Here is a 26,217-nt window from a genome sequence, read left to right as displayed (position 1 = left end):
AAAAAAATATATTTTTACTCCTTATAAACATCTCGTGCTTACTTAAAGGATTCGTATGTAGTGTATCAAAGTTGTTCTAAGATTTCAAGCACCACAATACGATAAAATACGTTTTTTAAAATTAGGGTCTGAAATCGAAATAAAATAAGGCTTCATTTTGGTTTGCGTTTTTTGAGCTTGTGATGAGGTTAATAGGATGCTTGGATGATATACCCTAAAGCCCATCTTTCCAGGAACATGTTCGCTTTGTAAGATTTTAAATTGATCCATATCCCTAATATGGACCACAAAAAAACCCGGATCACGTTCATCCGAAATATAAATAATCAGTCCATCCTTCATATCTGATTGATGATACGGTATGTTTTTGAGTCCTTGAGAATCTTTCTGCCACAAGGTAACAAAATGACCCAGTTTTTTGGGCGTGCTGCGTCCTTCTCGAAATACAAATTCAAACTGGTTCGCAATAAGAACATTCATTCCCGCATACGCTTTATTAAATGGATCTTTTGATATAACATCAACACTTATATCTTCCTCACATAATAGCTTAATACCTTCTGACATGCTTTCTCCTTTAACATCAAAAAGAAGTCCTAAGACTTCTTATTTGTTTATTTCGTATTCTAGTACATCTTTCGCAATATCAGCCTGTGTAACAGCGTGATCATCATTAACAATCATGATTTTCTTACCATCTAAAGCTTCTTCACCATATTTATCTTTAAGGTAATTCATGGCTTCACGTTCTTTTACTTTATCTTGAATAATATCTTTTTCAATGATTTTCTTAACTACAACACCAATTCCTAAAACAGCTGCAGCACCAATTGCTACTTTAAATAATTTGTTCATAATATTACCTCCTTGTTAGTAATATTATAACATGACACTACGCTCTTATCATTAAATATCATTAGACCTTCACAAAAGAATTCAGTAAATGCTCCGCGATATATTCCGCAACGCCGTTTTCATTATTTGTACACGTCACCGTATCCGCAACGATTTTTAAAGAATGTCTCGCATTTTCCATTGCAACACCAATTCCAGCCTGTTTTATCATCGTCAAATCATTATCACTATCACCAAAACAAAGCACTTCATCGGGTTTAATACCACGGTAAGCAGCATACGCCATAACTGCATCACCTTTATTAATACGTTTAGGCATAATTTCAGCCCAACCAGGCGCTACCATTAATAAATCATAATCCGCATCTATATCTAAAGCAATCCGTTCTTTCACCAACTCTGTATAATCTGCATTTTGTATGTATACAATTTTAAGAATCGAATCCCCAGCTTCAAATCGATGACGAAGATCACTTAAATGATCTACCTTAGATACTCGAGCACCATCACTAAAAAATCTTAAACGATCTTCATCTTCGCCAAATACAAAATCTTCTTCAGATCGTGCATCCATTTGAAAATATATAATATCTTCAAAGCAATAAAGGATGCCCATAAAATACTTGGCACCAAGTATTTCCATGCGTTCACACGCCTCATAACTCATTGGAGCTTGGATTGCTCGATAATTTCGAATTGGGTGCTCTACGCGCATACCATTGAGCGAAACGATTGGAATTTGATGTGGATCAAGGTCCAATGCTTCCGCTATAGACGCAGCACTCTCATAATTTCGGCCCGTCGCAAGCATAAACTCATACCCTTGATTGCGTGCTGCATGAATCACCTCTCGCGTACGATCTGTAATGACATGTTCAGAATTCAATAAAGTACCATCAATATCACTTGCAATTAACTTAATCATAAAAAGCTCCTTTATCTATTTACTCTCGAGATCTTTCATTATACCAACTAATTGTTCAAACATTGCATCATCATAAGGACTATGACCACTCGCCTCAACAAGATGCAAGTGCACAGAATCTAACTTTTGTGATAATTCGTATGCCCCACTTGGTCTACAATCAACATCATAACGACCGTGAACAATTTCCGTAGGAATTGTTTGAATCTGATTGATATGATTTAGAAGATAATTATCATCATCCCAAAACATTCGGTTTGCGAAAAAATGACATTCAAGCGTTGCTAGACTTATGTCTGCATCAGTAACTTCTAAATCTTGCGACTTAGGAACTAAATGGACCAGCGAACTTTCCCATGTTGACCACGCTTTTGCACACAGTTGCTTTTGAACATCATCTGTTCCCGTAAAAACATTATAATATGCCCTAATTAAATCATGACGATCATTAGGGGCAATAACAGCTTTAAACGCTTCATGTTCTTCAGAATAGAAGTAGGACGCCCCTTCTTGATAAAGCCAATCAACATCCGATTGTCTTCCAAGAAAAATACCGCGTAATACTAATTGCGATACACGGTTGGGATGTTTAATCGCATACAACAGGGCAAGTGTCGATCCATAACTCCCACCAAAAACAGTCCAAGATTCAATCTCATATTGACGTCGAATCATCTCCAAATCCGCTACACCTGAAAACGGTGTATTATTTACTAATGTTGCGAAAGGCTTTGATTGACCACAACCACGTTGATCAAAGGCGATCACAAACCATTTATTTAAATCAAAAAAACTAAAAGACTTCTCCGAGATACAACCACCCGGTCCACCATGTAGAAAGACAACGGCTGGATTTTGCTTATTTCCACGCGTATAAACCGCTATAGATTGTCCATCTTGAGTTAATAATCGATCTGTAATTTCCATCTTTTTCCTCTTTTTCTTTTTATTATTATATCATGAATTTAAATTTGTCTATAAAACTTGAAATAATATATCGTTATCGCTATTATTAGTATGTTATGTAATTGAAAAGAGGTCCAACTATGAACGAATTACAACGCGAAGATTATAATATATTAGTATGGGTTAAAGCATTCTGTGATCGTGAAAACATCAATTATTTCTTATATGCCGGTACGTTACTGGGTGCAATTCGTCATCAAGGATTTATTCCTTGGGATGATGACGTTGATATCGCAATGGAACGTGAGGATTTTGATCGTTTTGATGCATTAATGGCGCAAGAACTTAAAAATAATACACCTTATCGTTACCAATCACGTCAAAACGATAAATACCTTGCCATTGAATTTTCAAAAGTACGATCCGATATTCTTAAAATTAAAGAAACCGTATCAAAAACACAAAAAGGATATGAAGGTGCATGGGTCGATATTTTCCCTATGGATCGCGTGCCTGATGATGAAACCTTACGTCGCAAGCAGTTTGAACAGGTTAATAAATACACACGTCTTTTACGCATTTTCTTATTAGTTCAAGAAACAGAAAATGATAAAGGCGCAAAACTCATTTTGAAGAAAACCATGCAATTTCTTAATGAAAAACTGTATAAGATTAATATCTTTATTCCAATTCTTATGAAAAAACGCTATAAAGCAATGACACAATACCGAGACGTTGAGACATCATGTATCGGTGACTTAGGTTACTTATACTTTGAAAATTACGATCAATACAACACATCAATCATTGAACGTAAACATATCAAAGAACCTATTGAAACACTATTCGAAGATGAGATGTTTAAAATCCCTACGGATGCGGATGCAGTTCTAACGCGTGCCTTTGGCGACTATATGACGCTACCCGCAGAAGAAGATCGAAAAATACATCGCATCGAAACACTTGAATCCTAAAATAAAAAAAGTGTATCTTCACGTTAATGTGGAGATACACTTTTTTAATTAATCTGCAAAGTTATCGAAATAACCTTGAACAAATACGATTGGTGTTCCTTTATCGCCAGATCCACTTGTTAAATCACAAAGTGAACCAATAAGGTCAACTAATCGACGAGGTGTCGTCCCTTGAGCTGCCATATTACCTACAAGATTATCATCTTTCTCTTTAATATGAGATTCGATTGCTTTCTTCAAAGCCTCACCTTGTAAATCTTTAAAATCATTATCTGCTAGATACTTCAATTTTAACTCATTTGGAGTACCTTCTAAACCTGTTGTGTAAGCAGGTGAAACGGTAGGATCTGCAAGTTCCCAAATTTTACCAATTGGATCTTTAAAAGCCCCATCACCATAGACCATCACTTCAACATGCTTCGAAGTTGCTTCAAGCATACGTTTTTGAATATCTTCAACTAAATCTGTACATTCTCTTGGGAAAAGTTTTACAGAATCTTCAGTAGATTTATTTGAGCCAAGTAAACCATAGCGTTCATTGTATCCACTACCGTCTACACTTTCATTTAGAATATCATCGAGACCACAAACAATTTTTGCGCCATTATCACGTAAAATACGTTTTGTACGCGCATTGGTATGAATATCACACGCTAAAACTTTATCAGTATAATCTAAGATTGTACGAGAATTGTTTGAGAAAATAATTTCAACCTCAGTTCCTGCTTCTTCAATTATACTTGCATAGTAAGAAACGTAATCAACACCCGTAAATGGATGCTTGTTTTCTCCAAATAAACTACGATATTGCTCAAGACTTAGAACATCACTATATGGGTTAATACCTGATGCATCAAGCTGGTCTAAACTCACAAGTTCATTCCCTACTTCATCTGAAGGGTAACTTAACATGAGCACAACCTTATCAACACCTTTAGCGATTCCACGTAAACAAATTGAAAAACGATTTCGTGAAAGAATTGGGAAAATAACACCCACTGTTCCACCTTCCATTTTTTTATTTACATCTTTCGCAATGGCATCAACAGAAACATAATTTCCTTGAGCACGAGCAACAATGGATTCCGTTAATGCGATAATATCGCGATCACGAACATCAAAATTTTCACTCTTCCCAGCTTCCAAAATGCTTTCTGTAACGATTTGAGCTAAATCATCACCTTCACGAATGATCGGACAACGAACACCTCTTGAAACAGTACCAATTTTTCTTTCCATATATAACATCCTTTTTCTTTATAAAACACTGAAAGCCTCGTAGAGAGGCAATCCATTAATGATTCTAACACATTTCGGAACAAATTTAAATAAAAAATATAAAACAGTATCCCTTTAGGATGCGTATATGCTATGATATCACTAAAACAATTTTAGAGGTAATCGCATGAAGCCAATTCGTTATCGTATCTATCAGCATAAAATCAAAAAAAAGAAGGGCAAAGATCGAGGTATGCAATTTGAACTCGAAGCGTTCAATCTGTTATCTCAAGACTCAAATACATTTGTATATCATAGTACCTATATTCCTATTGTTCGCAATAACGGAATAACAGAAATTGATTTGATTGTCGTAAATCGAAGCGGTATCGCTTGCTTTGAAGTTAAGTACACAAAGCATCCATTCATCGGTTCTTATGATGATGCATTATGGTTTAAGAAAGATACCGACCAATCAATACGTAATCCATTTATACAAAACCGTTATCACGTAGAAGCACTCGCATCGTACTTAGGGATTGATGCTTCACTTATCAAAAATTGTGTACTGGTCAATCAAATTGATCGCCCGATTAGAGATCTGTATACCCTAAGCTCGGCACGCTCATTTTCGAAGGGTGCCAAACTATCCCGTATTGAAGTTCGAAGGATTAATCGTTTATTGCTTCGGCGTCAACGCTTCATGATTTTGAAAAGATGGAAGCATCGGCGTTACCGTAAACGAATTGCAAAGAAAAATAGAACGACTTCTTAGGTCGTTCTATTTTTTTAGTGCTCCTTGAGTATCAAAATAATAAGTTCTGTTATGAATGGATGCTTTTCCAACTATCATCTGGCCACCGTCTTTAAAATAGTACCATTTATGATTGAGGTATTTCCAACCTGTAACCATTGCACCACTTTGATCCAAGTAGTACCACTTATGATTGAGTTTTTTCCATCCTGTTGCCATTGCACCAGAAGGTTCTAAGTAGTACCACTTATTTTTAATTCTCTTCCATGATGTTGCCATCGATCCCGATTTATCTAAGTAGTACCATTTCTGTTTAATCTGTTTCCAGCCCGTTGCCATAGCTCCTGAGTTTTCAAAGTAATACCATTTATTGGCTATTTTTTGCCATCCTGTTACCATTTCTGAACTTGAGTCAAAATAGTACCAAATACCCTTAATCGATTTCCACTGATTCTTGAGTGCACCTTCTAGGGTAAAGTAGTGCCACTTATCAGATATTTTTCTCCAACCGGTCACCATACCTTTTTCATGATCGATATAAAATTTATTATTCACGATTGAAATCAGGCCGGTCAAAGGTTTTCCTAAATTATCGAAATAATAACGTGAACCCGAGATTGTCTCCCAACGCCCCTTAACAAGTTCTAAAGTCTTGTCACGATAAGTGGACTTTCCTTTTTCGCCTTGCCATCCTTGGCTATGTTTTACGATTAAGTTTGGTTTTGGATCCAGTTTTGAAACTACAAGATTCCCTTTATGAGGGATTTGTTCTACTTTAATAAATTTTGATTCTAAAGATTTTAATGCCTGTGTAATCTGATTCGCTTCCAAAATACTGCGACTTGCAATTGCATGATCCAGTTGATTTGTTAAGATTTGCTTATCTTTATCAGTTATCTTATAACTTTTTTGAATTTGCTGTCTTAAACGCTCTGTGTGATTCATGAACAACTGATTCTCTTGATTTAGCTTAGTTGCTTGATCTCGTATTGCATCAAGTTCTTGTGTTGTTTGTGAAGCATTAATGAGAGCTAAAAACTTATTGATATCTTTAATTGTTAAAAATTTAAACGATATTTTCAAATCGTTGCTTAAAGCCTTCTGCTTATTAATGAATTGAATTCGTTGCGCTTCATCTTCACGTTGTTCAGACTCACCAACACTTGAATCGTCATTACCCTCTACAGACTCATTTTGTGGACGCTTCCATGCTTTCCCACCCTTACGAACATGTTCAGCCTCAATTTTCTCAAAATAAGGAACTACTTGTCCTTCAAAATTTTTAGAATTCAACCAAATGTTCGCAAGTTCTTCTGCATAATAATTTCTCATATCTTTACGGATTTTATCAAACGAATCAATTGCTTTAAGATAAAGTTCGACGTATTGACTATCCTGCATAATTTGCTGTTCTAAATTTTCAACTTCTTTTTTAAGCTCATCCAGTTGGGAATCATCCGCAGTCTCTTTAGATCGATCAATAAAATATTTTTTCTGAGAATCTGACAAAATACCTTTTCGCATTAAAGTGTTCTCAAAACGCTCTAGATTACGTAATCTTCGTTTTCGTTTGGTTGAGTCTTCAACCATTTTCTTTATCTGATTTATTTTTTCTTGACGATTCGGGATTGCTGTTTTTTCAATAATTTGAATATACTTTTCAACTTTTTCCGCATGACCTCCCAAATCAACAGTTTCATCATCCATATCTTCTAATGAAATGAGATAGGCTTTTAAAGCGACTAAATCACGTTCTCTCGGTTTTCGCCCCTCTGCAAAAATTGGCTGAGAAAAAAACAAAAAACCGGATACGAATGATAAAACGAGTAACATCGATAACATTCTCATTTTCAAAATCTCCTTATTGTGTCGAACGAGCTTAGGATAATCGATAACAAAAGCAATGTAAAGAATATTTATAAAACACTCTCGATAGTTGTTAATACAGGTTAAAATCAATTGGATTTGTGCGTGTTATTTGGTCATTCGCAAGATAATTACAATGTTGAAAACTTAAATATATGCATAAAGCTTAATAGGACGCCCTGATAAGTCACATAAGCCGAAATCAACAGAATGTCATAAGAGCATGATAAACAATGTAGGCATTGCACACGATTTGATATAATTAAAGTGTTAGAAGAAGGAGGAATAAAATGAAACTAAATATTGATTGTGTACGAGATATCCTACTGCATCTCGAACATACTGAGCCAACCATTACTTTCGAGGACCTATCCCTCAATGATTTACAAAATACAAACGATATAAAAGAATGCATGGACCATTTACATAAAATGCATCAGGCAAACATTGTTACACTATCTTCTACTGATTCTGAGAACCCTTCAATTCAATTAACACAAAACGGGAAAAACCTCATCGAGGCAGTCAAAGATACAAACCTATATAATGAATTTAAAAATGAAATTAATCAGAAATATCCAATTTATACGGTAGAAATATTTGCATACGGACTTTTTGCTTATCGATCTACACGGTATGGATATTAAGAGTGTATCCCGGATACACTCTTTTTTAATCGAATAAATTATAAATCTGAATGGCTACAAGCGAAATTAAAGTTGGAACCACCCATGCCAAACCATGGGAATTTAAAGGAATTCGGCTAAGTAACGATACGCTTGTGAAAAAGTAAGTATCAAAAATCGATAATAATGACATCAAGGTCGTGACTCCAATCGTAATTTGATACACAGACTGTTTTACATTCCAAAACAATTCGAGAAAACTGAGTACGATAAGAACCATTGCTATTGGATAAATTGCCTCCAAAAGTGGCACCGAAATCTGTAAAATTTTACTTAAACCAAGATTTGACGTTACAAAACTCCATACTGTGATACCCACGACCCAAGACTTATACGAATACTTAGTTTTTGATGAGAAATATTGACTGCAAGAAGTAATCAATCCAACAGAAGTTGTGAGACAAGCTAAAGTAAAAATAATTGCTAAGAGAATGATGCCAACGGGTCCAAATATATGAATGATAATATTCGCAAGCGTTTGAGCACCGTGTTCAGAAAAACCATAAATTGTTCCACTTAAGGCTCCAAGATATGCTAATGCACCGTAAACAGCAACTAATAAAATACCCGCAAACATTCCCGCACGTACTGTATTTTTTACGACGTCTTTTTCATTGGTGATTCCAAGATCTTTGATGATTAGTGAAATAACAAGTCCAAAATTCAACGCTGCAATGGTATCCATCGTTAGATAACCATCAAGAAACCCTTGAACAAAAGGAGTTGTTTGATAATTCCCACTTGCTGATGTAAAGCCATTAAATGGTTTTATGAAACTCCCTACAAATACAATTAACATCAAAATAAGTAAAAGTGGCGTAAGAAGTTTCCCCATACGATCCACCAACTTCGTAGGATTTTTTGAAATATAATAAGCAGCGATAAAAAAGATTGCCGTAAATATAAAAAGTCCTAATTGTTGATAGGATGCGTAAACACCGAGAAAAGGAGCAACAGCCATTTCAAAGGGCAAACTACCTGCTCTTGGAATCCCTAAAAGTGGACCGATTGAAAGATAGATTAAAAAAGTGAAAATCAAAGCAAATTTAGGATGAACCTTTGAAGCAAGCGGATATAAACCGCGATTTTGAGATATTGCAATGACTGCGAAAATGGGAAAACAAACTGCTGTAATATAAAAACCTGCTAACGACACTAAAGTATGTGTCCCTGATGATTCACCTAAAAAGGGTGGGAAAATGAGATTTCCAGCACCAAAAAACAGTGAAAATAATGTTAATGATACGAATAATGTATTCTTACGAGACAATTTCTGCATATGCTTCTCCTTAATTCCATAAATAATCGACAAAAAAACCTCATCCACAAGGGACGAGGTTATCGCGTTACCACCCAAATTCCATACAATGTATGGCACTCAACGTACATAATTATACGCGTTTCGGGTAACGGTGAACAACCGGTATTACTTACTTACTTCAGTAATACATCTAAGTGATGATTTTCAGATACTCTTGAATCATTGACTCTCAGCTCATGTCAACTCTCTGTGCATTCAATGAAGTACCCTACTCCTTCACTATCGTCGATTTATTTTTACTATAATAATCAATCTACGAGTGGTTGTCAATATATTACTCATTAATAATTAAGATTGATGTTTTCGACGAGATTCTAAAATCATTAATACGCCCATACCAATCATGAGAAATACGAATCCTGGCATGTCTTGAGCACGACCTGCTGACGGTAAATGACTTTCATCATTAGAAGCATTCGTTTCTGAATTTGGTAAGCCATTGCCAGTACCCGGTTTATTGTCTCCAGGTTTGGTTTCTGGTTTTTCGTTAGGTGTTTCTCCTGGCTTTTCTTCGGGTTTCACTTCTGGTTTTTCAGGTGTAATACCGCCGTTGCCATTGTTATCATCCTTAACAAGTTCTACAGTTTGAGTACGTGTTTGTCCATTTTTGGGATTTAAATCAAATGTCAGTACTTTTACATCTGATTTTGAACGCATCATGATGTCTTTATCTTTTAATACAATTTCAACATCTACTGTATCAACTGCTTGTGATGGATCACTTGCACTCACCGTTAATATCCCCTTCTCATAATGGAATACATATGAGCCTGGTTTAAGGTTAAGTTCCTTGATTGGAAGTCCATCAAAATCAAGGGATAGTTGATCTTCTTCAAAGACGTTCACTGCAATAATTTGTTGTTCTGCATCATACACAGCATGCATTGACGCATCATTTCTCACAATATGAATTGGATTAGCTTGACTTAATGACGCTGTTTCTGCTTGATTGTATTGCGGTAAGATCATAACAGCATAGGAATCATTTTCTGCTTTAGATGAATGGTTTTGACGAATTGATACAAATTCATTTTCATATTCTTTATCATTACCAAACAATGTGTTTATTGATTTATACGTACCTTTACGTGTTTCATATTCAAACGTAATGGGTGCTTCTTCTAAGAAAACATAACCAATTGCATCATTATGTTGTTTTGATTCGTAGTGTGCCCACATATTCGGTGTGACGGTCATTTTTTGTTGAGTGTCCGTCATGAGTTTCCCATTAATTGAGAATTGATCACCAATCTGTGTATCGATAATACGATTTTCAAAAATCGTTTCAATTGTCTCAGGAGAGTTTCCTTGAATCTTACTTCCCATAAGCACAACTTTATCATTTAAAAAGAGATACGATTTTTGTGCAGTGAGATCTTGTTGGTTAAAGTTTGATTTATCTAAGTTCATCACAGCTGTACCATTAGAACCTTGTTCAACACCCCCTACAAAACTTTGTGGTGAGAGCAAACGTTCGCCACTGCTTAAAGCAAGCTCACGTGTATCTAAGGTTACACCCGGTAAACGATATGGATTAACCGTTGGCCAATAACTAACTCCAAATTGACGATCATCATGGGTATAGAGGTAGTACATACCGTCTCCAGTGTACCATCCTTTTCCGTTTTCGCCACTGAATGATTCGAAGTTCGCAATACGATTTGAGTACATACTCAATCCTAAAGTATAACGCTCATGATGCACAGCAACACGATCCATTGCAGAGAAAATCGAAACTTTCTTCTCAAGTTCCACAGGATCACTTTGTGTATTTAAAGCTTTTGTAATTTGTTCAGCATGTTTCATATCCCGAACATGATCAAGCGGATTGATGGCTTTCTCAATGTTTGGATACCAAAGCGCTGTAACACTTTCAACTTTATCTCTAAATAAATCCGGAGCAATCTCACTTACAAAAAGCAAGTTCCCAAGCATACTGAACCCACCACCATAAGCACTGGAAGATTTCATCAGTTCAGGTGCACGAGACATTCCGCGTCCTTGCACCATTGCCATTAGTTGACCTTCATGAAGCATGCTGATAAATCCACGCTCTAATACAGGGAATAATGTTTGATATGTTGATTCATCTAATTTCCATGGGCTTGGTTGAAGTAAGGTAAGAAGACTTGAAACACCTTCTAAATATACAGAACCATATCCTCCAGTATAAGGAATTGTTTTATGTTGAACCATTGAGCCATCTTCATAAATACCATCTTCTGAAGTTGCCAGTTCAAATAAAGGAACTAAATCGTTTTGAAGTCTTTCCAATTTAGAAACATCTTCACTTAATAAAGCAGTCCCAAGTAAACTCATTGCTAAGTCCGTTCGGTTTGCCCCCGTTGCGATATCACCTTTTTTACTCATTTGATCAACAGCATTTGGTACATAGCTTTCTACGACATTAACCAAAGATTCAAGTCGTTGATGTGGCATGTAATCGGCGAGTAGAATTAAACTATCAGTAATTGCTTTCGCACTTCCAATTTGATAATCCCACCAGTTTCCTTCAAATACCGATTGGTTTCCGTTATAACTAAAAACTTTATAAAGATGTTCCATTCCTGAAACAATTTCTTCATAGACATCTCTTTGTTGGTATAAGGTGGATTCAGGCATTTGATATGCAAGAACCACAGCTTTTAGATTACGGAATTGTTTAGTCATATTCGAAGACTTTGTAGCACTGGTATTATCCCAGAGATCTTCTCTATAATCATTTGTTTTTTTCATACTACTATAAAGTGATTCACCTTCGCGAATGACTTTATCTTTAAACGAATCTTTAAGAGAACTTGAAATACTACTGTCTCCTATATATCGTTTTTGCCATTGATGAATCATTGATTGCATATCAGCATTTTTTTGAGACGGTGTAATTTCAACGTTAATTATTTTTAAAACGTTGTTTCCAAATAATATTTGAACTTCTGTTACACCTTGTTTTTGAGGCAGAAGCAAACCTTCCTCAGTCACAGCTACAACATTTTTGTTTTTAGAAACAAAACTCAAGTCTTTGTAGTTTGCATGAACAGGAGACATTTCAAATTCAAGATACTGAAGTTGGTTTTCATCAAGTTGAATCGAATTAGATGCTACTGAGATTGACTGAATCGGTAAAGAATTCGTATTTAACACCGTAACGGTCATTTCATCATAAATGGTTGGATCAAATGCAGAGCTGACACGAATTTTTGCGCTTCCCGCTTTAAGACCTACGATTGAACCTTGATCAACACGAACAATCGATTCATCACTTGATGACCATTCTAAAGTTTTTTGATTGATTGCATTCGGTTCGGTAACAACAGGTAATAATACTTTTTGATTTAATGCGATATCGAGTGCATCGTCATCCAATTGAATTGATGTTGCCCCGATTGGCTTTTCATAAAGCATGAGGTCATCCAGGAAATAAGATCCTTTCGTATTATGCATACGGAATACCGGTAAGATTTGTGTTGTTTTATCATCCGTCTTGAATTCAACTTTAAAACGAATCCATTGATCGGATGCATTAATGGTATCCGCATGAACTACGCCAGAAAATTTATTTGCTGCATAGCCATCTACTTGTAAATTAATGCGCGCTTGTGCTGAATTTAATGTTTCAAGATCTTGAGTTTTAAACCAACCCTCATACACATACGTTGTCTCGGGTTTCACATCATAACGTTTTTGTGGTTTAAAAAAACTTAAAGCACTTTGATCATTACGCGCTAAATTAATTTTCGCAGCATACGATCCATCTTTGACGTCGGATTTGACCATCTCAGCACTGTAGTACGATGCATCTAAATTTGACGATTTATAGCGTTCAAAAACCCATGATTCAGGTTTTAAGTCTTGATCCCAAAAACCAACATCTTGATGCCAATTTCCGGCACTTGTATTGCCTTTATTGGGTGCTTTGACGAGTTTTTCAAAGCTTCCATTTTCTAAAATATTTTTCGCAAATAGATTCGTATCTTTTGGAGCACGAACATTTACATTAACTTGTTTACTTAATCCACTTTTAGAGTCTGAAACCGTAATGACACTGAGTCCTTCAGAAACTCCAGTCACAACACCTTGTGCATCAACGGTTGCGATTGCAAGATCACTGGATGACCATTCCAAACGATCAACAGGATAATCACTCGGTTCAACAACAGGTTTAATCACAGATTGTGCTTGCGGTGCGAGTGTCATTTCATCTTGCACAACATTCAAATCTGTAAGTTTAATATCCGATGCGATTTCTTTTTCTTTCAGAGATATATTTTTTATTGAATAAGATCCTTTGATAAATGCGAATTTAAAAACGGGTAAGAAGTCTGTCGCAGACTCAATTTTAAATTCATGTTCAAAATCAGTCCAGGTAGGTGCGGCAGGAAGTTCGAACTCGATTGATGGTTTAATCAATGTGTTTTGATTATATTGATCAATATTCAAGTTAACGACTGCAGGTTTACCATTCGCAATGATTTTAAAATCAGTTTTATAGGACCCTTTCACAATATAAGTTGTATTGGGTTTTGCCTTTATTTTCTTCTCAGGTTTGAAAAAAGACATTGGTGTTTGGTATTGACTGTTTGACGAAGCGGTCATCACACCTTGATCTAGATCAGCCTTATATTGAGAACGATCGAGGGATGAGCTGCTGTAACGTTCAAACATCCATCCTTGTGGTTTAAGATCATTGGACCAAAAACCAATATCTTTATTGTTTGTTTTGTTGCTTTCATCCATTGGGACAACATTTTCGGTCAATGAAAAATCAGAATTGACGAAATACTCAGCTGCTGAAGCGGGTTGCCCAACATCCAACGCTTCAATACGTTGTTGGGTTGGGAACAACGTAACGGTGAGAAGCAGCGTGAGTAAAAACATAACGGGTTTTCTCATAAATGTAACCTCTTTCTTTTCAAGGTGATTATAAGGTAAACCGGTTAGGTTGTCAATTGTTTTTAACATTAATCATTAAAAAACAGATTCTTATCGAATCTGTTTTATTTTATTTTTAAATAAGTTCTAAATCCTCGAGCTGCATAATAGGAATCTGCGCCGTTATGATAAATAAACACTGTACCATAGCGGTAATCTCCAAATAAAGCACCTCCGAGATTACGGATTTTTGCGGGTGTTTCAATCCACGATGATGTTTTCTGATCAACGACATCATGATTTTGTAGAAAGCGGTAAAGCGTCTCATCCAACAAACGCACCCCTGCCTCCTGCGCAATTTGAACGGCACTGCCGCTCGGTTTATTCTTCTTGCGTTGTTCTAAGGCTAAAGCGTCATAACACAAGCTACGTCGCTCTACAGGACTTTCTGGAGCGCAATCCATGTATATCCATGAACCGTCATCCAAAACAAACAAATCCGGTTCCCCTTGCGTTTCTTCCATCCATAAAAGCGAATCTAAAACGTGTGAATTTGACTGAATCCCTTCAAGAACATCATCCCAAACAATCGTAGGATGACGGTGTTCATTCATTTCAAACCGTTCTTGTAAACTTATAAGCAATTCCTTTTGATTCATCCAAACTCTCCCTTTCTTCTACCGATTCATATCTTGATAATACATTAGTACTGATTTACGCGTAATAATCCCCATAAATTTATTACGATCATCCACAACGGGTACAAAGTTTTGATCTAAAATACGTTCTAAAACATAAGTTAAATCAACATCAATGGTTACCGGTGGATTCCAAGAATGACGCATAATATCTTTTAAATACACTTCTTCAACATCTTTCATGTCCGTTATTTGTTCATGAATTAAATACCAAAGAAAGTCACCTTCATTTATCGTTCCATAAAATTGACCATCTTCTGTAATTACAGGCATCGCAGTATAGCCATGGAACCTCATTTTCTCTAACGCTTGTCGAACACTTGCGGTATTTGTAATATATCCAATCAAGCCTTTAGGTTTTAATAAAAATGCAATACTTGTATAAGGTGCTTCATTTAAATGCTTTGAATTAATATTATTTAATGTTGTCATAATCCCATCCTTTTACACCCTTATTTTACCATGAGTTCCAAAGACGACCACCAAATCACATAACATTACACATTCCGTTTTAAAACCGCATCCATCCAATAAGGCGCATACGCTGATGTACATCCTTTAGCTACTTTCATATCTTTATAGACCGCAGATGCTTCACCAATCTCATAAGCTCTATCCACAAATTCAGAATAACCAAAGCCAATCTCACATAGAGCTCGATTCATCATCCATTGCGTTAAGGGATGCGCACGAACTAAATTCACTTCAATCTCATCCAATAAAGCCATGAGTTCAAGCTCTGATTTCTGCTTTCGCTTAATTGCATCCACAACAAAAGTCCAATAAGCACGCCCTAAATGATCTGCAGTCTCAAACTTCAAACGCTCAACCCACACATCTTTATCTTGTGAGAAAACAAGACATCGAAAAATAAGGTCCTCCTGAAGCGTCATAACCTGAATCTCATTGAGAAATTTAAATACGGTCACTTCATCCAGCTCATTGGGATCAAAAAGAAGTACCGCAAGCAATTGATAATCAATAATGTTAAGTTCCCATAAAGAGAAAGCTAATTGGTGGTCCTTCCCAATTTCTTTTGCCAATTTGCGCATAATTCCTAAAGGAACTCCCTCCGTTTTATCATTTGCACCTTGTTTCATCAAGGTCTTACGTCGACTCTCATTTTTAAAATCATCTAAATACAAAACAACGGATTCAACGGTCCACGTTTTCATATCATCACCTCTAGAATCTATTATAACGTCTAATTATTATTTTGACGCTTCTAACGACCCGAGACATTCTATTCTTGATTTATTTAATGAAAGTCGTATGCTTATTAAAAAGGAGTCTTTATGTCGAAAACAATGAAACACATTCTCGCTGTCATTATATCTCTAACAGTTCTCTTGGCTTACTTCTATATAAGCGCCCAAGCACCTGAGATTACACGTTATACTTCAAAGTATAATCCCGCCCTAAGCCAAGATGAAAATATGAATGCATGGCTTAGTGGCTACCTTCGTACTCATCAATCAAAACTCAACCAAAAAGCTCCCTTGATTGATTATAAAATCGAAGCTTTGAAATCGATAGATCCTGTAGCTGAAGAGCAAGGTTGGTGGATCTTCGATGTGAAACTTTCAACCGAAGCAACAAAACGACCGGATAAACTTTTTAAAACCTTGCCCTTACAAAATAACACTCACTACGAATACCACTTAATTCTATATATGAATTTGGAAAATGATGTACTGAGATATCATAACGATATGACTGAAAAAACCTATAAGGAAAAGCATTTCCCTACAACCCCGGATTACGAAACAGATCCTCAGGCATCTTTTTATGATGACCAGAATATGTTTTTGCGTATACGCGAAAATGAAGACAGTCCTTGGATTGAAACCCCGGTAGAATCAGACGACTTCACTACATCTTCGCAAGGTCATTTTCAAGAAGACAAGCGTATCTTCAGTTCAAAAAACCATCATGAAATTTTAAATAAGAAAGATGGCAAGGTTATCGTAACTGCAACAATGGATGGAGGCGCAAGCTGGTCCTCAACAACCATCTTTCATGAACCTCCATTATCAATTATTACTGCCGCTTATCTCGATTTCGTGAATGAGACAGGCATTCTTGCCTTGTCCAGTCATGTCGCATTAAACTCAGAAATTGTAAGTTATCATTATACTTTGGACAATGGTAAAACATGGACTTCACAACCCATCCCAAACTATACCAACAAGATAACTGATGCATCCCTAAGTGACCCTAAAACACTTTGGGTAACCCAACCCAATTCACCACACCTTTATCGAAGTAATGATTACGGTGAAACCTTTACTGAAGTTATCCTTCCAGCACAAACACTTAACGATACCGCTATCGGCTGGAATGATATTTTTATTCAAGCAACAGCACCCATACGCAAGAACAACGAATTATCGGTAAGACTTACCCAAAACAATGGCGACTACCGACAAAATGCTGATGCGGTCTTTATCAGTACCGATAATGGCGATACGTGGACCTTTAGTGAATACATCATTCCACCTAAAGTATTTTTCAAATAAAAAAACACCCAGTATTAAAATGAAACTGACCCAGTTCCGTGAGACTAAAGAAAAAAACCTCTTGTATGAGAATTATTGTAAAATAGTTCAATATAGGAGGTTTTTATATGGGAACACGAACTTTGCATAGCTATGAGACAAAGATGAAAGTTATAGAAATGAAATTGGCAGGATACTCAAGCAGGTTTATTCAGACTGAACTTGGAATAAAAAATGTAGCTCAAGTCAAAACATGGTGGAGATGGTATCGAAATGGTGAACACTATCGATTTTCTCAACCGGTAGGCAAGCAATATACTTTTGGAAAAGGGCCTGAAGGAGACACGGTCGAAGAAACACAAAGCCTTAGAATTAAATCTTTGGAGCAACAAATTGAACTATTAAAAAAGTATTTGGAAAGAGAAAGGATGTGGTTCCTGAAATAATCATCAAGCTCGTTGAAGAGTATCGCAACACTGTATCTATTAAAGATATCTTGAATCTTTTTGGGGTACCTAAGTCAACGTATTATCGTTGGACTAAAAAAGAGCAACTAGAGTCTAATAATTATTCTGTCAATGAAGCATTAGTAATTGAACTTTGTAAAGAAAATAAATTTCGCTACGGATATCGAAAAATAACTGCATTAATTCGAAAAGAAAGAATTATCAATAAGAACACTGTTCAAAAGATAATGCAGAAACATCAATGTCAATGCCGTGTTAAGGTCAAAAGGTATAGAAAAAACAAAAATCCGAAGATCATTATGCCCAATATCATTAATCGCGACTTTAAATCACTGCGTCCTCTAGAGAAATTGGTGACAGATATCACTTACATCCCTTATGGTCATAAGATGCTCTATTTATCTACGATCATGGATTTATATAATGGTGAGATTATTGCGTCTACACTGAGTGACAGACAAAACCTAGAATGTGTGGTTGATACATTAAATCAATTTCCGGATATCGTTCAGCCATGTATTCTTCATTCTGATCAAGGGAGTGTCTATACATCAAAAGAGTATCAACTTAGGGTGAAAAATAAAAGCATTACCATGAGTATGTCCCGTAAAGGTACGCCCGCTGATAATGCTCCTATCGAATCGTTTCATTCATCGCTAAAGTGTGAAACATTCGAATTAAACCCAGAACTAAAGGGTTCTACTAAAATTGTATCACAAACTGTGATAAACTATTTAAAATATTACAATGAAAATCGAATACAAGAAAAGCTAGGATATCAATCTCCCGTAAATTATCTATCGGTTGACCTCGTCCTAACTTGGTTTTTTCTTTAGTCCCACGGAACTAGGTCAGTTCCAATACCGGGTGTTTTTTTAAGCTATTATCCAAAAAATGTGAGGAGTAATCCTGCAGCAACTGCAGAACCGATGACACCTGCAACATTAGGACCCATTGCATGCATGAGTAAAAAGTTTGATGGATCTGCTTTTTGACCCTCAACTTGTACAACACGTGCAGCCATTGGAACTGCAGAAACCCCTGCAGCACCAATCATTGGGTTGATTTTATCTTTAATAAAGAGATTCATTATTTTAGCAACGATAACCCCTGATGCTGTTCCAACAGCAAAGGCTACAAGACCTAAAGCAATAATCCCTAAAGTTTGTGTATTAAGGAAGGTTTCAGCATTCGCTGTCGCACCAACTGTCATTCCTAAGAAAATTGTGATGGTATACATCAAAGGATTCTTAGCTGTTTCAACTAAATTGGGAACAACACCGACTTCTTTTATTAAGTTTCCAAACATCAACATCCCCACAAGAGGTGCAGCACTTGGAACGATGAGTGACACTAAGATCGTAACAACAATCGGGAAGAGAATTTTTTCTTTTTTAGACACTTCACGAAGTTGAACCATTTTAATTTCGCGCTCTTCTTTTGAAGTTAAAGCACGAATGATTGGCGGTTGTATGACGGGTACAAGCGCCATATAGGAGTAAGCAGCAACTGCAATAGGACCCAATAAATGTGGTGCCAATTGACTTGTTAAGTAAAGGGCTGTTGGTCCATCAGCACCTCCAATAATTCCAATACTGGATGCTTCCATCACATTAAATCCAAGTGCAATTGCACCTAAGAAAGCGAAGAAAATTCCAAACTGTGCCGCAGCACCCAGAATTAAACTTTTAGGGTTTGAAAGCAACGGACCAAAATCGGTAGCCGCCCCAACTCCCATAAAAATCAGTGGTGGGAAAAGACCAAGGTGAACCCCTTGATAAAGAAGGTTTAAAACACCACCTTCTTCCATAACCCCTGATAACGGTAAATTTGCAAGCAACATACCAAATGCAATTGGAATGAGTAAATAAGGCTCATATCCCTTTTTAATCGCAAGAAATAACAGTGTGCATGCGATAACAATCATCACAAATTGCCCTAAGGTCATAGCAGCAAAACCTGTTTGATTTAAGAAATCAAATAGAATATTTAACATATCTTAACCTCGGTAGGTCAACAAGTCTTGACCATTATCGACTACTTGTTTTTCGGAAACAAGCACTTGATCAATCACACCATCCTGATCGGCTACAATTTCATTTTCAAGTTTCATTGCTTCAATAACCATCACGGCTTGACCTTTTGAAACAGATTGTCCGGGTTTCACAAGAACACTAAGTACAGATCCTTGAATCGGTGCTTTTAATGCAGATCCAGAACCGCTTGATGAGACTGGTGTTGACACTGTTGGTTCAAAATCTCCAACTTTCTCAATTTCAACCTCATAAACTTTTCCATCTACAGATACTTTATATTTTTCCATTCATATCTCCCTTCTACTTAACTCTCTTAATTGATTTAATACGAATATTTTGAGACTCGTTTTCTTGAGCTAAACAGCTCACAACAAGTTTCGCAACAAGACGACGTTCTTCATCATTATCTTCAATTCTTTGTTCTGTTGGTGCTTCCGGTTTATCAAACTTCGACAACACCGCTGTAAATACTTGAAGTACAAGCGCCAAAAGTAAAAGAATAACAAACACAACAAGCATTGAAAATAAACTCACAGTTAATCCATCTAAAAATGTAAATGTTGGACTCATTTCACAGCTCCTCCATCAAACATCTTGAACTCAATGAATTCAGGACGAACTTTAGGTTCTTCACCTTCTAAAATAGCATTTTGAGGGAAGAGAATATAGGATAACACTTCTTCTTCTAAAGCTTCACGACCCAATTTTGATTCAAGTTCAATTTTACTTGCTTCATAAACACTTGGCATGGATTCAACAGGTTGTTTTTCAACACGTTTTTCATCTTTCAAGATAAGGTTAATAATCTCCTCGTTAACAGGACCTGGGAATGTGCCATAAAGACCCATAGCATAATCTTTAATTTCCTTAGGTACCATTTTATAACGGGTGCCTGTTAAGACATTCAAGACCGCTTGTGTTCCTACCATTTGTGACAGGGGTGTTACTAACGGTGGATAACCCAAATCTTCACGAACTTTTGGAATTTCTTTTAGAACTTCTTCGTAACGATCGGATGCACCTTGATCTTTTAACTGACTCATTAAATTACTGAGCATTCCACCAGGAACTTGATACGTTAAAATATTGGGATTAATCATTAATGCTTTCGCAGGATATTGACCACTTGCAATGTATTTCGTTGCAAGTTCATTTGCTTCTTCGTATGCGCCTTGTAAGGCAGTGTGTGTAAGTGTAGTTTCACGATTTGTGACATGTGCAGTTTCGAGCAGTGTTTCCAATGCAATATGGGATGTTCCATTTGAAAATGGTGAAATACAACCATCCACAATATCGACACCAGCTTTCATCGCTTGTTCAAAAACAAGACTTGAAAGACCTGTTGTTGCATGTGAATGAAGGTTAATTGGAACATCAAGTTCTTCTTTTAAACGCTTCACAAGTTCAAAGGTTACATCCGGTAATAAAATTCCCGCCATATCTTTGATACAAATCGAGTCCGATCCAGCTTCAACCAACTGTTTTGCATAAGTAACATAATAATCAATATTATGAACAGGACTTACCGTATAAGAAATTGCTCCTTGACAGTGTCCACCATGTTTCTTAATAAAATAGATTGCATTCTTTACATTTTCAATATCATTCAAAGCATCAAATACACGAATAATATCAATCCCATTTTCAAGACTTAGACGAATAAATCGTTCTAACGTATCGTTATCATAATGGTGATATCCTACAATGTTTTGACCTCGTAACAACATCGAAAAAGGTGTATTGGGTGCAACGCGTTTCATATCTCTTAAATTTTGCCATGGACTGCGCTTAAAGAAACGAAGTGCACCATCAAAGGTAGCACCGCCCCAAACTTCAATCGCATTCAGACCTACTTGGTCCATTTCCGCTAAAATTTTAAGGATGTCTTCATGTTCCATACGTGTTGCAAGTAACGACTGATTTCCATCACGTACCGTTACATCATTAATTTTAATTGTTTGCATAGATCTCCTTTCTGAACTATTGCATTACGGAATGAAAGAGAGACTTTGAAGTCTCTCTCTTTCCATCATTCATTACATAAAGATTGAGAATAATATGGATCCGATGATGAGCACGATCGCCCCACCAAGACGGGATGATAATTGTGCATAAGCCATCAGTCCCATACGGTCTCCAGCTCCAAGAACAGCAAGGTCTCCAGAACCACCACGGTTCGCCATACATAAACCAGCTGTAATCGCTGCATCGATTGGGTAGAATCCTACGAACCAACCAACAATAGCGGAACCAAGTGTTGCTCCTACAACAATTGCAAGGGCAAGAATAACGTTACTAAATGATAATGCACGAGCAAGTTCACCAAGGTCTAAATCAACACCAACTCCAACCATGATAATTAGTACAAGGTATTTTGAGAAGAATGATTGAAGACGTTTTGCACCTTCACGAATATTTTGAGGTACAACACCTGTTGCAGCTAGGATAACTACAAAGATAATCATGTAAGCAAGATTATGAATCTTAACACCAAAGATACTTGGTAAGATTAATTTACTCATTAAGAATCCAAAACCAAAGCAAGCAAGTCCTAATACAAGTCCAGCAGCAACATCTTGAAGTGTTGGATCATATTTTTCATCTTCTTTAACAAGTTCTTCAGATTCATTACGTAAGATTGTGCTCTTATTACCTGTTAAGTTCGGACGTAATTCACCAAGACGGTCAAGTAATGATGCCATCATGATTGCAAAGATATTTGCGACTGTAAGAATAATGATAGCGAATTGGTAGTAGTTTTCACTTGGAAGACCGGTAACATCCGCATACATTTGTGATAGTGGAACTGCTCCACCACCATTACCACCACCCATTACAGGTAGAACATAGTTTAAGATAATATCTTGTGGTGCTTTCCCGAAGAAAATTCCAACAACTGAAGCAAGTAAGAATGCTCCTAATAATCCACCAAGGATTGCAGGAATATATCCTACAAAGCTCTTAAGTAAAACTTTACGATCAAGTGATAAAACACTTCCGGTAATTAATACAATAATAAATAAGTTTAAGAAGTTTACTTTTTCTGTAAAGTTTCCAATTGATTCTACATATACTTCTGGAAGAATATTGAAGTATACCATTGCGGATGTTCCTAAGAACGCAAGAACAATTCCTCCCCCAACATATTTATTCCAAATTGGGATACGGTTTCCGATTTCATAAAGTGGAATACCTATTGTAAACATAACTAATAGTGTTGCAGGCATATCGGTTCCGAATGTTTCTGTAAAGATTCCGAGTGCACCGATTGCAAGGATTGCTAGCATAATTGGCCATTGAATCCCGTAAAACTTAAGTTGTTTTTTCTCTGACATAATGTCCCCCTAGATGTTTTTTACTTGACGAATCACGTCAATAAGTGTTCCATCGCGATATTCTACTAACGCTACGACTTTATCCTCAAACTCAATGTCTGCAGGTTCCCCTACAATGTCGTATGCAATATCACGTAATTCTTCAATTGTAACTAATGGTAAATCTGTTTTCTTAAGTGCTTCAAGAATATCAGGTCTTGCAGGATTCACCGCAACCCCATAATCAGTAACAAGAATATCAACACTTTCTCCAGGTGTTGTTACGGATGTTACGGATGTACGGACTGTTGCTAAACGACCACGAACTAATGGTGAAACAATAATACAGCACTTAGCACCTGCTGATGTATCAACATGGCCTCCCGGTGCTCCTTGAATGGTTCCATCTGAACCAACAACAACGTTAACGTTAAAATCAACATCGATTTCAAGTGCTCCAAGGATTACATAATCCAACTTATTAACATATGCACCCTTATTTAATGGGTTTGCATATTCAGAAGTTGAAATTTCAAAATGATTTGGTGTTTCATGCACTGATTCAACACTTGCGATATCAAAATCTTGTGTATCTGCAATCGCATGAATATAACCTTCTTTAAGCATATCAACCATGGGTTTAACGATACCACCTAAAGCAAAACTCATTTTAATATTTTGTTCTTCCATTGGTTGTTTCAAGAATTGTGTTACTGCTAAACTTGCACCACCAGCTCCAGTTTGGAAGGAGAAGCCGTCTTTAAACCATGGTGTGTTTACAACACATTTGGTTGCATATTCTGCAATCATTAATTCACGAGGATCTTGCGTCATACGAATTGCATTTCCTGCAATTTTTGACGAATCTCCAACTTTATCAACCTCAACAACATAATCAACATCAATTCCTTTAATTGAATATGGATTATTTGGGTAAGGAACAAGTGTATCTGTGATTACGACAACTTTATCAGCATAACGTGCATCAACATCAGAGTAGCTTAGAACACCACAATCTGCTTTTCCACCTTTACCCGAAGCATTTCCGTATACATCACTTGTTGGTGCTCCAATAAAGGCAACATCAATTTTAACTTGTCCAGTTTCAATAGCACGAACACGACCACCGTGTGAACGAATTAATGCTGGATTTTTAAGTTTTCCTGCAGAAATTGCATCCCCAATTTCATCACGAACACCTGAAGATGAAATGGTTGTAATCGTACCATCTTCAATTAACGGAACTATTGAAGCATGTGCTTTTCCTAAAGAGGATGCACAAAGATAGAGATCCTTAATTCCCATATCTTTAATCACTTCAAAGACCATTGCCGCAATGTAATCACCATTTCTAAAGTGGTGATGGAATGAAATACACATACCATCTTTAAGTCCCACTTTTTCAATGGCTTCACGAATTGAAGCTAAAACTTTTGAATCATGTGGGTTTACTTGAGCTTTAATTGTTGGTGCAGCTTTTGTATACTCATAATTATCACGATAATATTGTCCTTGGAAGGCTTCAACACCATCTACTAGAAATTCATCAGGAATTATACGATTTACTTTGTTTTTCATATTAAATCCCCCTTATATACGCCTGCTGCTTGAGCGAGTTCAAGGGTACGTTTTGCCCCTTCAACGTGGGCAACGTCAACCATTTGTCCATCAACAATAAGAACTCCAATACCTTTCGCAGCACTTTCCTTAACACCTTCTACGATATGTAGAGCATGTTCGATTTCTTTTTGAGTTGGTGTAAAGACTTTATGGATTGTCGCAATTTGTCTTGGTGAGATAATTGACTTCCCATCAAATCCCATGTCTTTAACCAATCGTGTTTCTTTTTCAAGACTTTCGAAATCATTAAGGTCTGTATGCACTGTATCAAATGCCATAATGCCTGCAGCACGTGCTGCAATCACAAGCATTGATCGAGCCATAAAGAGCTCTTCTCCCGTTTTAGTACGTGTTGCACGCATGGTACGTGTAAAGTCACCTGCACTTAATGCAACCCCCATCATACGTGGACTTGCTGTACAGATTTCATATGCGTTGATAACTCCAAGTGGTGATTCAATGGCTGCCATTAACATTGTTGATCCCACTTCACGACCGAATTCTTTTTCTGCTTCCGCCATTAAGCGTTCCACATCATAGATTTCTTCTTTAGTTTCGGTCATTGGTAAACGAATTCCTTCGCAACCGCCTGCAATCGCTGCACGAATATCTTCATGATAATACGTTGTTGTTGCGGGATTAATACGAACCCAACGTTCTACACTATGATAATCCACTGATTTTAACGTGTGGTAAAGTTGAACACGTGCTGAATCTTTTTCACTTTCTGAAACAGCATCTTCTAAGTCTAAAATGACACAATCTGGCTTGTAAACATAAACATCTTTCACAAGTGAAGCACGTTGTGCATTTAAGAACATCATCGTACGTCTAATTCTATTTTTCATAATTTAGACCCCCAAGGTAGGTTATCGACTGTATCGCTTGCACGAAGAACAGCAGTTTGTACGCGTGCTTTGATTGTACAATCTAAAGCACCTTGATCTTGAACGACAATTTTCGCATCTTTGACTTCTAATGTGTCTAAGACTTCATGAACCGTTTCAAGAATTTGAGCGCCATATTGTTTTATGACACTACTGTTTAATTCTACAGAGACTCCATCTGTAGAAGGTTCCACCATAACTTGTACATCACTTGATTCTAATGTACCTGCTATTGCGCTGTGTTTTATTTCCATTTCTTCTCCTTCCTCCTAAATCACAAACATCACACTTGTAACATAGGTTCCTGTACTTAATTAATACCA

At 36.6% G+C, this 26,217-nt stretch carries 24 protein-coding genes and 1 other annotated feature; of the genes, 5 read left to right on the top strand and 19 right to left on the bottom strand.

The genetic code is table 11. The features are described 5' to 3' along the window. Positions 1–84: 84 nt before the first annotated feature. From EL194_RS07120 to pip, 4 genes are all read right to left on the bottom strand, one after another. Entirely contained in the window at positions 85–567 is a 483-nt protein-coding gene (locus EL194_RS07120) for a MepB family protein (protein WP_003773476.1), read from the bottom strand. A 39-nt stretch (positions 568–606) separates the two neighbouring features. Continuing rightward, entirely contained in the window at positions 607–855 is a 249-nt protein-coding gene (locus tag EL194_RS07115; protein WP_003773475.1) for a hypothetical protein, read from the bottom strand. 61 nt (positions 856–916) lie between these two features. Next, positions 917–1,780, bottom strand: a complete 864-nt coding sequence (locus EL194_RS07110; RefSeq protein ID WP_003773472.1) for a Cof-type HAD-IIB family hydrolase — start codon at positions 1,778–1,780, stop codon at positions 917–919. A gap of 15 nt (positions 1,781–1,795) precedes the next feature. Next, positions 1,796–2,707, bottom strand: coding sequence for a prolyl aminopeptidase (gene pip, locus EL194_RS07105; protein WP_003773471.1), 912 nt, complete (start codon positions 2,705–2,707; stop codon positions 1,796–1,798). A gap of 119 nt (positions 2,708–2,826) precedes the next feature. On the opposite strand from pip, the gene EL194_RS07100 reads away from it, so the two are divergent. Beyond that, positions 2,827–3,660 carry a LicD family protein gene (locus EL194_RS07100; protein WP_003773469.1) on the top strand — a complete coding sequence of 278 codons (834 nt, stop codon included), beginning with the start codon at positions 2,827–2,829 and terminating at the stop codon, positions 3,658–3,660. A gap of 48 nt (positions 3,661–3,708) precedes the next feature. Here EL194_RS07100 and EL194_RS07095 read toward each other — a convergent pair whose 3' ends face one another. After that, the gene (locus EL194_RS07095; RefSeq protein WP_003773467.1) at positions 3,709–4,899 is read right to left on the bottom strand and encodes a coenzyme F420-0:L-glutamate ligase; all 1,191 of its coding nucleotides are present in this window, start codon (positions 4,897–4,899) and stop codon (positions 3,709–3,711) included. Positions 4,900–5,065: 166 nt separating this feature from the next. On the opposite strand from EL194_RS07095, the gene EL194_RS07090 reads away from it, so the two are divergent. After that, positions 5,066–5,653 (top strand): nuclease-related domain-containing protein, encoded by a 588-nt coding sequence (locus EL194_RS07090; protein ID WP_003773466.1) that lies wholly within the window; start codon positions 5,066–5,068, stop codon positions 5,651–5,653. A 6-nt stretch (positions 5,654–5,659) separates the two neighbouring features. On the opposite strand, the gene EL194_RS08710 is transcribed toward EL194_RS07090, so the two are convergent. After that, positions 5,660–7,480, bottom strand: coding sequence for an N-acetylmuramoyl-L-alanine amidase family protein (locus EL194_RS08710; RefSeq protein WP_034886554.1), 1,821 nt, complete (start codon positions 7,478–7,480; stop codon positions 5,660–5,662). A 308-nt stretch (positions 7,481–7,788) separates the two neighbouring features. Here EL194_RS08710 and EL194_RS07080 point away from each other — a divergent pair, with 308 nt between their 5' ends. Beyond that, positions 7,789–8,145: a DUF2513 domain-containing protein gene (locus EL194_RS07080; protein WP_003773461.1), complete on the top strand. Its 357-nt coding sequence runs from the start codon at positions 7,789–7,791 to the stop codon at positions 8,143–8,145. Between the two features lie 25 nt (positions 8,146–8,170). Here EL194_RS07080 and brnQ read toward each other — a convergent pair whose 3' ends face one another. The 5 genes from brnQ to EL194_RS07055 all read right to left on the bottom strand — a co-directional run bounded on the left by brnQ (position 8,171) and on the right by EL194_RS07055 (position 16,247). Then, entirely contained in the window at positions 8,171–9,463 is a 1,293-nt protein-coding gene (brnQ, locus tag EL194_RS07075; protein WP_003773459.1) for a branched-chain amino acid transport system II carrier protein, read from the bottom strand. A gap of 46 nt (positions 9,464–9,509) precedes the next feature. Continuing rightward, positions 9,510–9,740: a binding site (T-box leader), on the bottom strand. A 53-nt stretch (positions 9,741–9,793) separates the two neighbouring features. Continuing rightward, complete coding sequence (locus tag EL194_RS07070) at positions 9,794–14,395, bottom strand: polysaccharide lyase family 8 super-sandwich domain-containing protein (RefSeq protein ID WP_034886552.1); 4,602 nt, start codon at positions 14,393–14,395, stop codon at positions 9,794–9,796. Between the two features lie 104 nt (positions 14,396–14,499). Next, positions 14,500–15,033, bottom strand: coding sequence for a DUF4256 domain-containing protein (locus EL194_RS07065; protein ID WP_003773455.1), 534 nt, complete (start codon positions 15,031–15,033; stop codon positions 14,500–14,502). Positions 15,034–15,051: 18 nt separating this feature from the next. Beyond that, positions 15,052–15,504, bottom strand: a complete 453-nt coding sequence (locus EL194_RS07060; protein WP_003773454.1) for a CBS domain-containing protein — start codon at positions 15,502–15,504, stop codon at positions 15,052–15,054. 65 nt (positions 15,505–15,569) lie between these two features. Continuing rightward, a complete protein-coding gene (locus EL194_RS07055) occupies positions 15,570–16,247 on the bottom strand; it encodes a DNA alkylation repair protein (protein ID WP_003773453.1) in 678 nt (225 codons plus the stop codon). Positions 16,248–16,367: 120 nt separating this feature from the next. On the opposite strand from EL194_RS07055, the gene EL194_RS07050 reads away from it, so the two are divergent. Then, the gene (locus EL194_RS07050) at positions 16,368–17,591 is read left to right on the top strand and encodes a WD40/YVTN/BNR-like repeat-containing protein (RefSeq protein WP_003773452.1); all 1,224 of its coding nucleotides are present in this window, start codon (positions 16,368–16,370) and stop codon (positions 17,589–17,591) included. 107 nt (positions 17,592–17,698) lie between these two features. Then, a protein-coding gene (locus tag EL194_RS07045; RefSeq protein ID WP_126345128.1) for an IS3 family transposase occupies positions 17,699–18,873 on the top strand; the annotation gives its coding sequence in 2 pieces (ribosomal slippage) (positions 17,699–17,972 and positions 17,972–18,873; 1,176 coding nt in all). 47 nt (positions 18,874–18,920) lie between these two features. On the opposite strand, the gene EL194_RS07040 is transcribed toward EL194_RS07045, so the two are convergent. From EL194_RS07040 to citD, 8 genes are all read right to left on the bottom strand, one after another. Beyond that, positions 18,921–20,033 carry a sodium ion-translocating decarboxylase subunit beta gene (locus tag EL194_RS07040; RefSeq protein ID WP_003773449.1) on the bottom strand — a complete coding sequence of 371 codons (1,113 nt, stop codon included), beginning with the start codon at positions 20,031–20,033 and terminating at the stop codon, positions 18,921–18,923. Positions 20,034–20,036: 3 nt separating this feature from the next. Then, positions 20,037–20,360: a biotin/lipoyl-containing protein gene (locus EL194_RS07035; protein WP_003773447.1), complete on the bottom strand. Its 324-nt coding sequence runs from the start codon at positions 20,358–20,360 to the stop codon at positions 20,037–20,039. 13 nt (positions 20,361–20,373) lie between these two features. After that, the gene (locus EL194_RS07030) at positions 20,374–20,643 is read right to left on the bottom strand and encodes an OadG family transporter subunit (RefSeq protein ID WP_003773443.1); all 270 of its coding nucleotides are present in this window, start codon (positions 20,641–20,643) and stop codon (positions 20,374–20,376) included. Further along, a complete protein-coding gene (locus EL194_RS07025; protein ID WP_003773440.1) occupies positions 20,640–22,037 on the bottom strand; it encodes a pyruvate carboxylase subunit B in 1,398 nt (465 codons plus the stop codon). Before EL194_RS07025 ends, EL194_RS07030 begins: the two co-directional genes overlap by 4 nt. A 72-nt stretch (positions 22,038–22,109) precedes the next feature. Continuing rightward, a complete protein-coding gene (locus EL194_RS07020) occupies positions 22,110–23,408 on the bottom strand; it encodes a 2-hydroxycarboxylate transporter family protein (protein ID WP_003773437.1) in 1,299 nt (432 codons plus the stop codon). A gap of 9 nt (positions 23,409–23,417) precedes the next feature. Further along, entirely contained in the window at positions 23,418–24,965 is a 1,548-nt protein-coding gene (gene citF / locus EL194_RS07015) for a citrate lyase subunit alpha (protein ID WP_003773434.1), read from the bottom strand. Then, complete coding sequence (locus tag EL194_RS07010; RefSeq protein WP_003773431.1) at positions 24,962–25,855, bottom strand: aldolase/citrate lyase family protein; 894 nt, start codon at positions 25,853–25,855, stop codon at positions 24,962–24,964. The genes citF and EL194_RS07010 overlap by 4 nt, the downstream gene beginning before the upstream one ends. Further along, a complete protein-coding gene (gene citD, locus EL194_RS07005; protein ID WP_003773429.1) occupies positions 25,852–26,148 on the bottom strand; it encodes a citrate lyase acyl carrier protein in 297 nt (98 codons plus the stop codon). Before citD ends, EL194_RS07010 begins: the two co-directional genes overlap by 4 nt. Positions 26,149–26,217: the final 69 nt, after the last annotated feature.

Origin of the sequence: Erysipelothrix rhusiopathiae (genome assembly GCF_900637845.1) — a bacterium.
In the GTDB taxonomy this organism is placed as follows: Bacteria; Bacillota_I; Bacilli_A; order Erysipelotrichales; family Erysipelotrichaceae; genus Erysipelothrix; species Erysipelothrix rhusiopathiae.
The sequence above is the reverse complement of the archived record's forward strand: the minus strand, read 5'-3'. Positions and strand labels throughout refer to the sequence as shown.

What these genes read in the sequence shown, in the direction of transcription:
- EL194_RS07120 (WP_003773476.1), bottom strand. Translation starts at nt 567, where the DNA reads ATGTCAGAAGGTATTAAGCTATTATGTGAGGAAGATATAAGTGTTGAT.
- EL194_RS07115 (WP_003773475.1), bottom strand. Translation starts at nt 855, where the DNA reads ATGAACAAATTATTTAAAGTAGCAATTGGTGCTGCAGCTGTTTTAGGA.
- EL194_RS07110 (WP_003773472.1), bottom strand. Translation starts at nt 1,780, where the DNA reads ATGATTAAGTTAATTGCAAGTGATATTGATGGTACTTTATTGAATTCT.
- pip (WP_003773471.1), bottom strand. Translation starts at nt 2,707, where the DNA reads ATGGAAATTACAGATCGATTATTAACTCAAGATGGACAATCTATAGCG.
- EL194_RS07100 (WP_003773469.1), top strand. Translation starts at nt 2,827, where the DNA reads ATGAACGAATTACAACGCGAAGATTATAATATATTAGTATGGGTTAAA.
- EL194_RS07095 (WP_003773467.1), bottom strand. Translation starts at nt 4,899, where the DNA reads ATGGAAAGAAAAATTGGTACTGTTTCAAGAGGTGTTCGTTGTCCGATC.
- EL194_RS07090 (WP_003773466.1), top strand. Translation starts at nt 5,066, where the DNA reads ATGAAGCCAATTCGTTATCGTATCTATCAGCATAAAATCAAAAAAAAG.
- EL194_RS08710 (WP_034886554.1), bottom strand. Translation starts at nt 7,480, where the DNA reads ATGAGAATGTTATCGATGTTACTCGTTTTATCATTCGTATCCGGTTTT.
- EL194_RS07080 (WP_003773461.1), top strand. Translation starts at nt 7,789, where the DNA reads ATGAAACTAAATATTGATTGTGTACGAGATATCCTACTGCATCTCGAA.
- brnQ (WP_003773459.1), bottom strand. Translation starts at nt 9,463, where the DNA reads ATGCAGAAATTGTCTCGTAAGAATACATTATTCGTATCATTAACATTA.
- EL194_RS07070 (WP_034886552.1), bottom strand. Translation starts at nt 14,395, where the DNA reads ATGAGAAAACCCGTTATGTTTTTACTCACGCTGCTTCTCACCGTTACG.
- EL194_RS07065 (WP_003773455.1), bottom strand. Translation starts at nt 15,033, where the DNA reads ATGAATCAAAAGGAATTGCTTATAAGTTTACAAGAACGGTTTGAAATG.
- EL194_RS07060 (WP_003773454.1), bottom strand. Translation starts at nt 15,504, where the DNA reads ATGACAACATTAAATAATATTAATTCAAAGCATTTAAATGAAGCACCT.
- EL194_RS07055 (WP_003773453.1), bottom strand. Translation starts at nt 16,247, where the DNA reads ATGAAAACGTGGACCGTTGAATCCGTTGTTTTGTATTTAGATGATTTT.
- EL194_RS07050 (WP_003773452.1), top strand. Translation starts at nt 16,368, where the DNA reads ATGTCGAAAACAATGAAACACATTCTCGCTGTCATTATATCTCTAACA.
- EL194_RS07040 (WP_003773449.1), bottom strand. Translation starts at nt 20,033, where the DNA reads ATGTTAAATATTCTATTTGATTTCTTAAATCAAACAGGTTTTGCTGCT.
- EL194_RS07035 (WP_003773447.1), bottom strand. Translation starts at nt 20,360, where the DNA reads ATGGAAAAATATAAAGTATCTGTAGATGGAAAAGTTTATGAGGTTGAA.
- EL194_RS07030 (WP_003773443.1), bottom strand. Translation starts at nt 20,643, where the DNA reads ATGAGTCCAACATTTACATTTTTAGATGGATTAACTGTGAGTTTATTT.
- EL194_RS07025 (WP_003773440.1), bottom strand. Translation starts at nt 22,037, where the DNA reads ATGCAAACAATTAAAATTAATGATGTAACGGTACGTGATGGAAATCAG.
- EL194_RS07020 (WP_003773437.1), bottom strand. Translation starts at nt 23,408, where the DNA reads ATGTCAGAGAAAAAACAACTTAAGTTTTACGGGATTCAATGGCCAATT.
- citF (WP_003773434.1), bottom strand. Translation starts at nt 24,965, where the DNA reads ATGAAAAACAAAGTAAATCGTATAATTCCTGATGAATTTCTAGTAGAT.
- EL194_RS07010 (WP_003773431.1), bottom strand. Translation starts at nt 25,855, where the DNA reads ATGAAAAATAGAATTAGACGTACGATGATGTTCTTAAATGCACAACGT.
- citD (WP_003773429.1), bottom strand. Translation starts at nt 26,148, where the DNA reads ATGGAAATAAAACACAGCGCAATAGCAGGTACATTAGAATCAAGTGAT.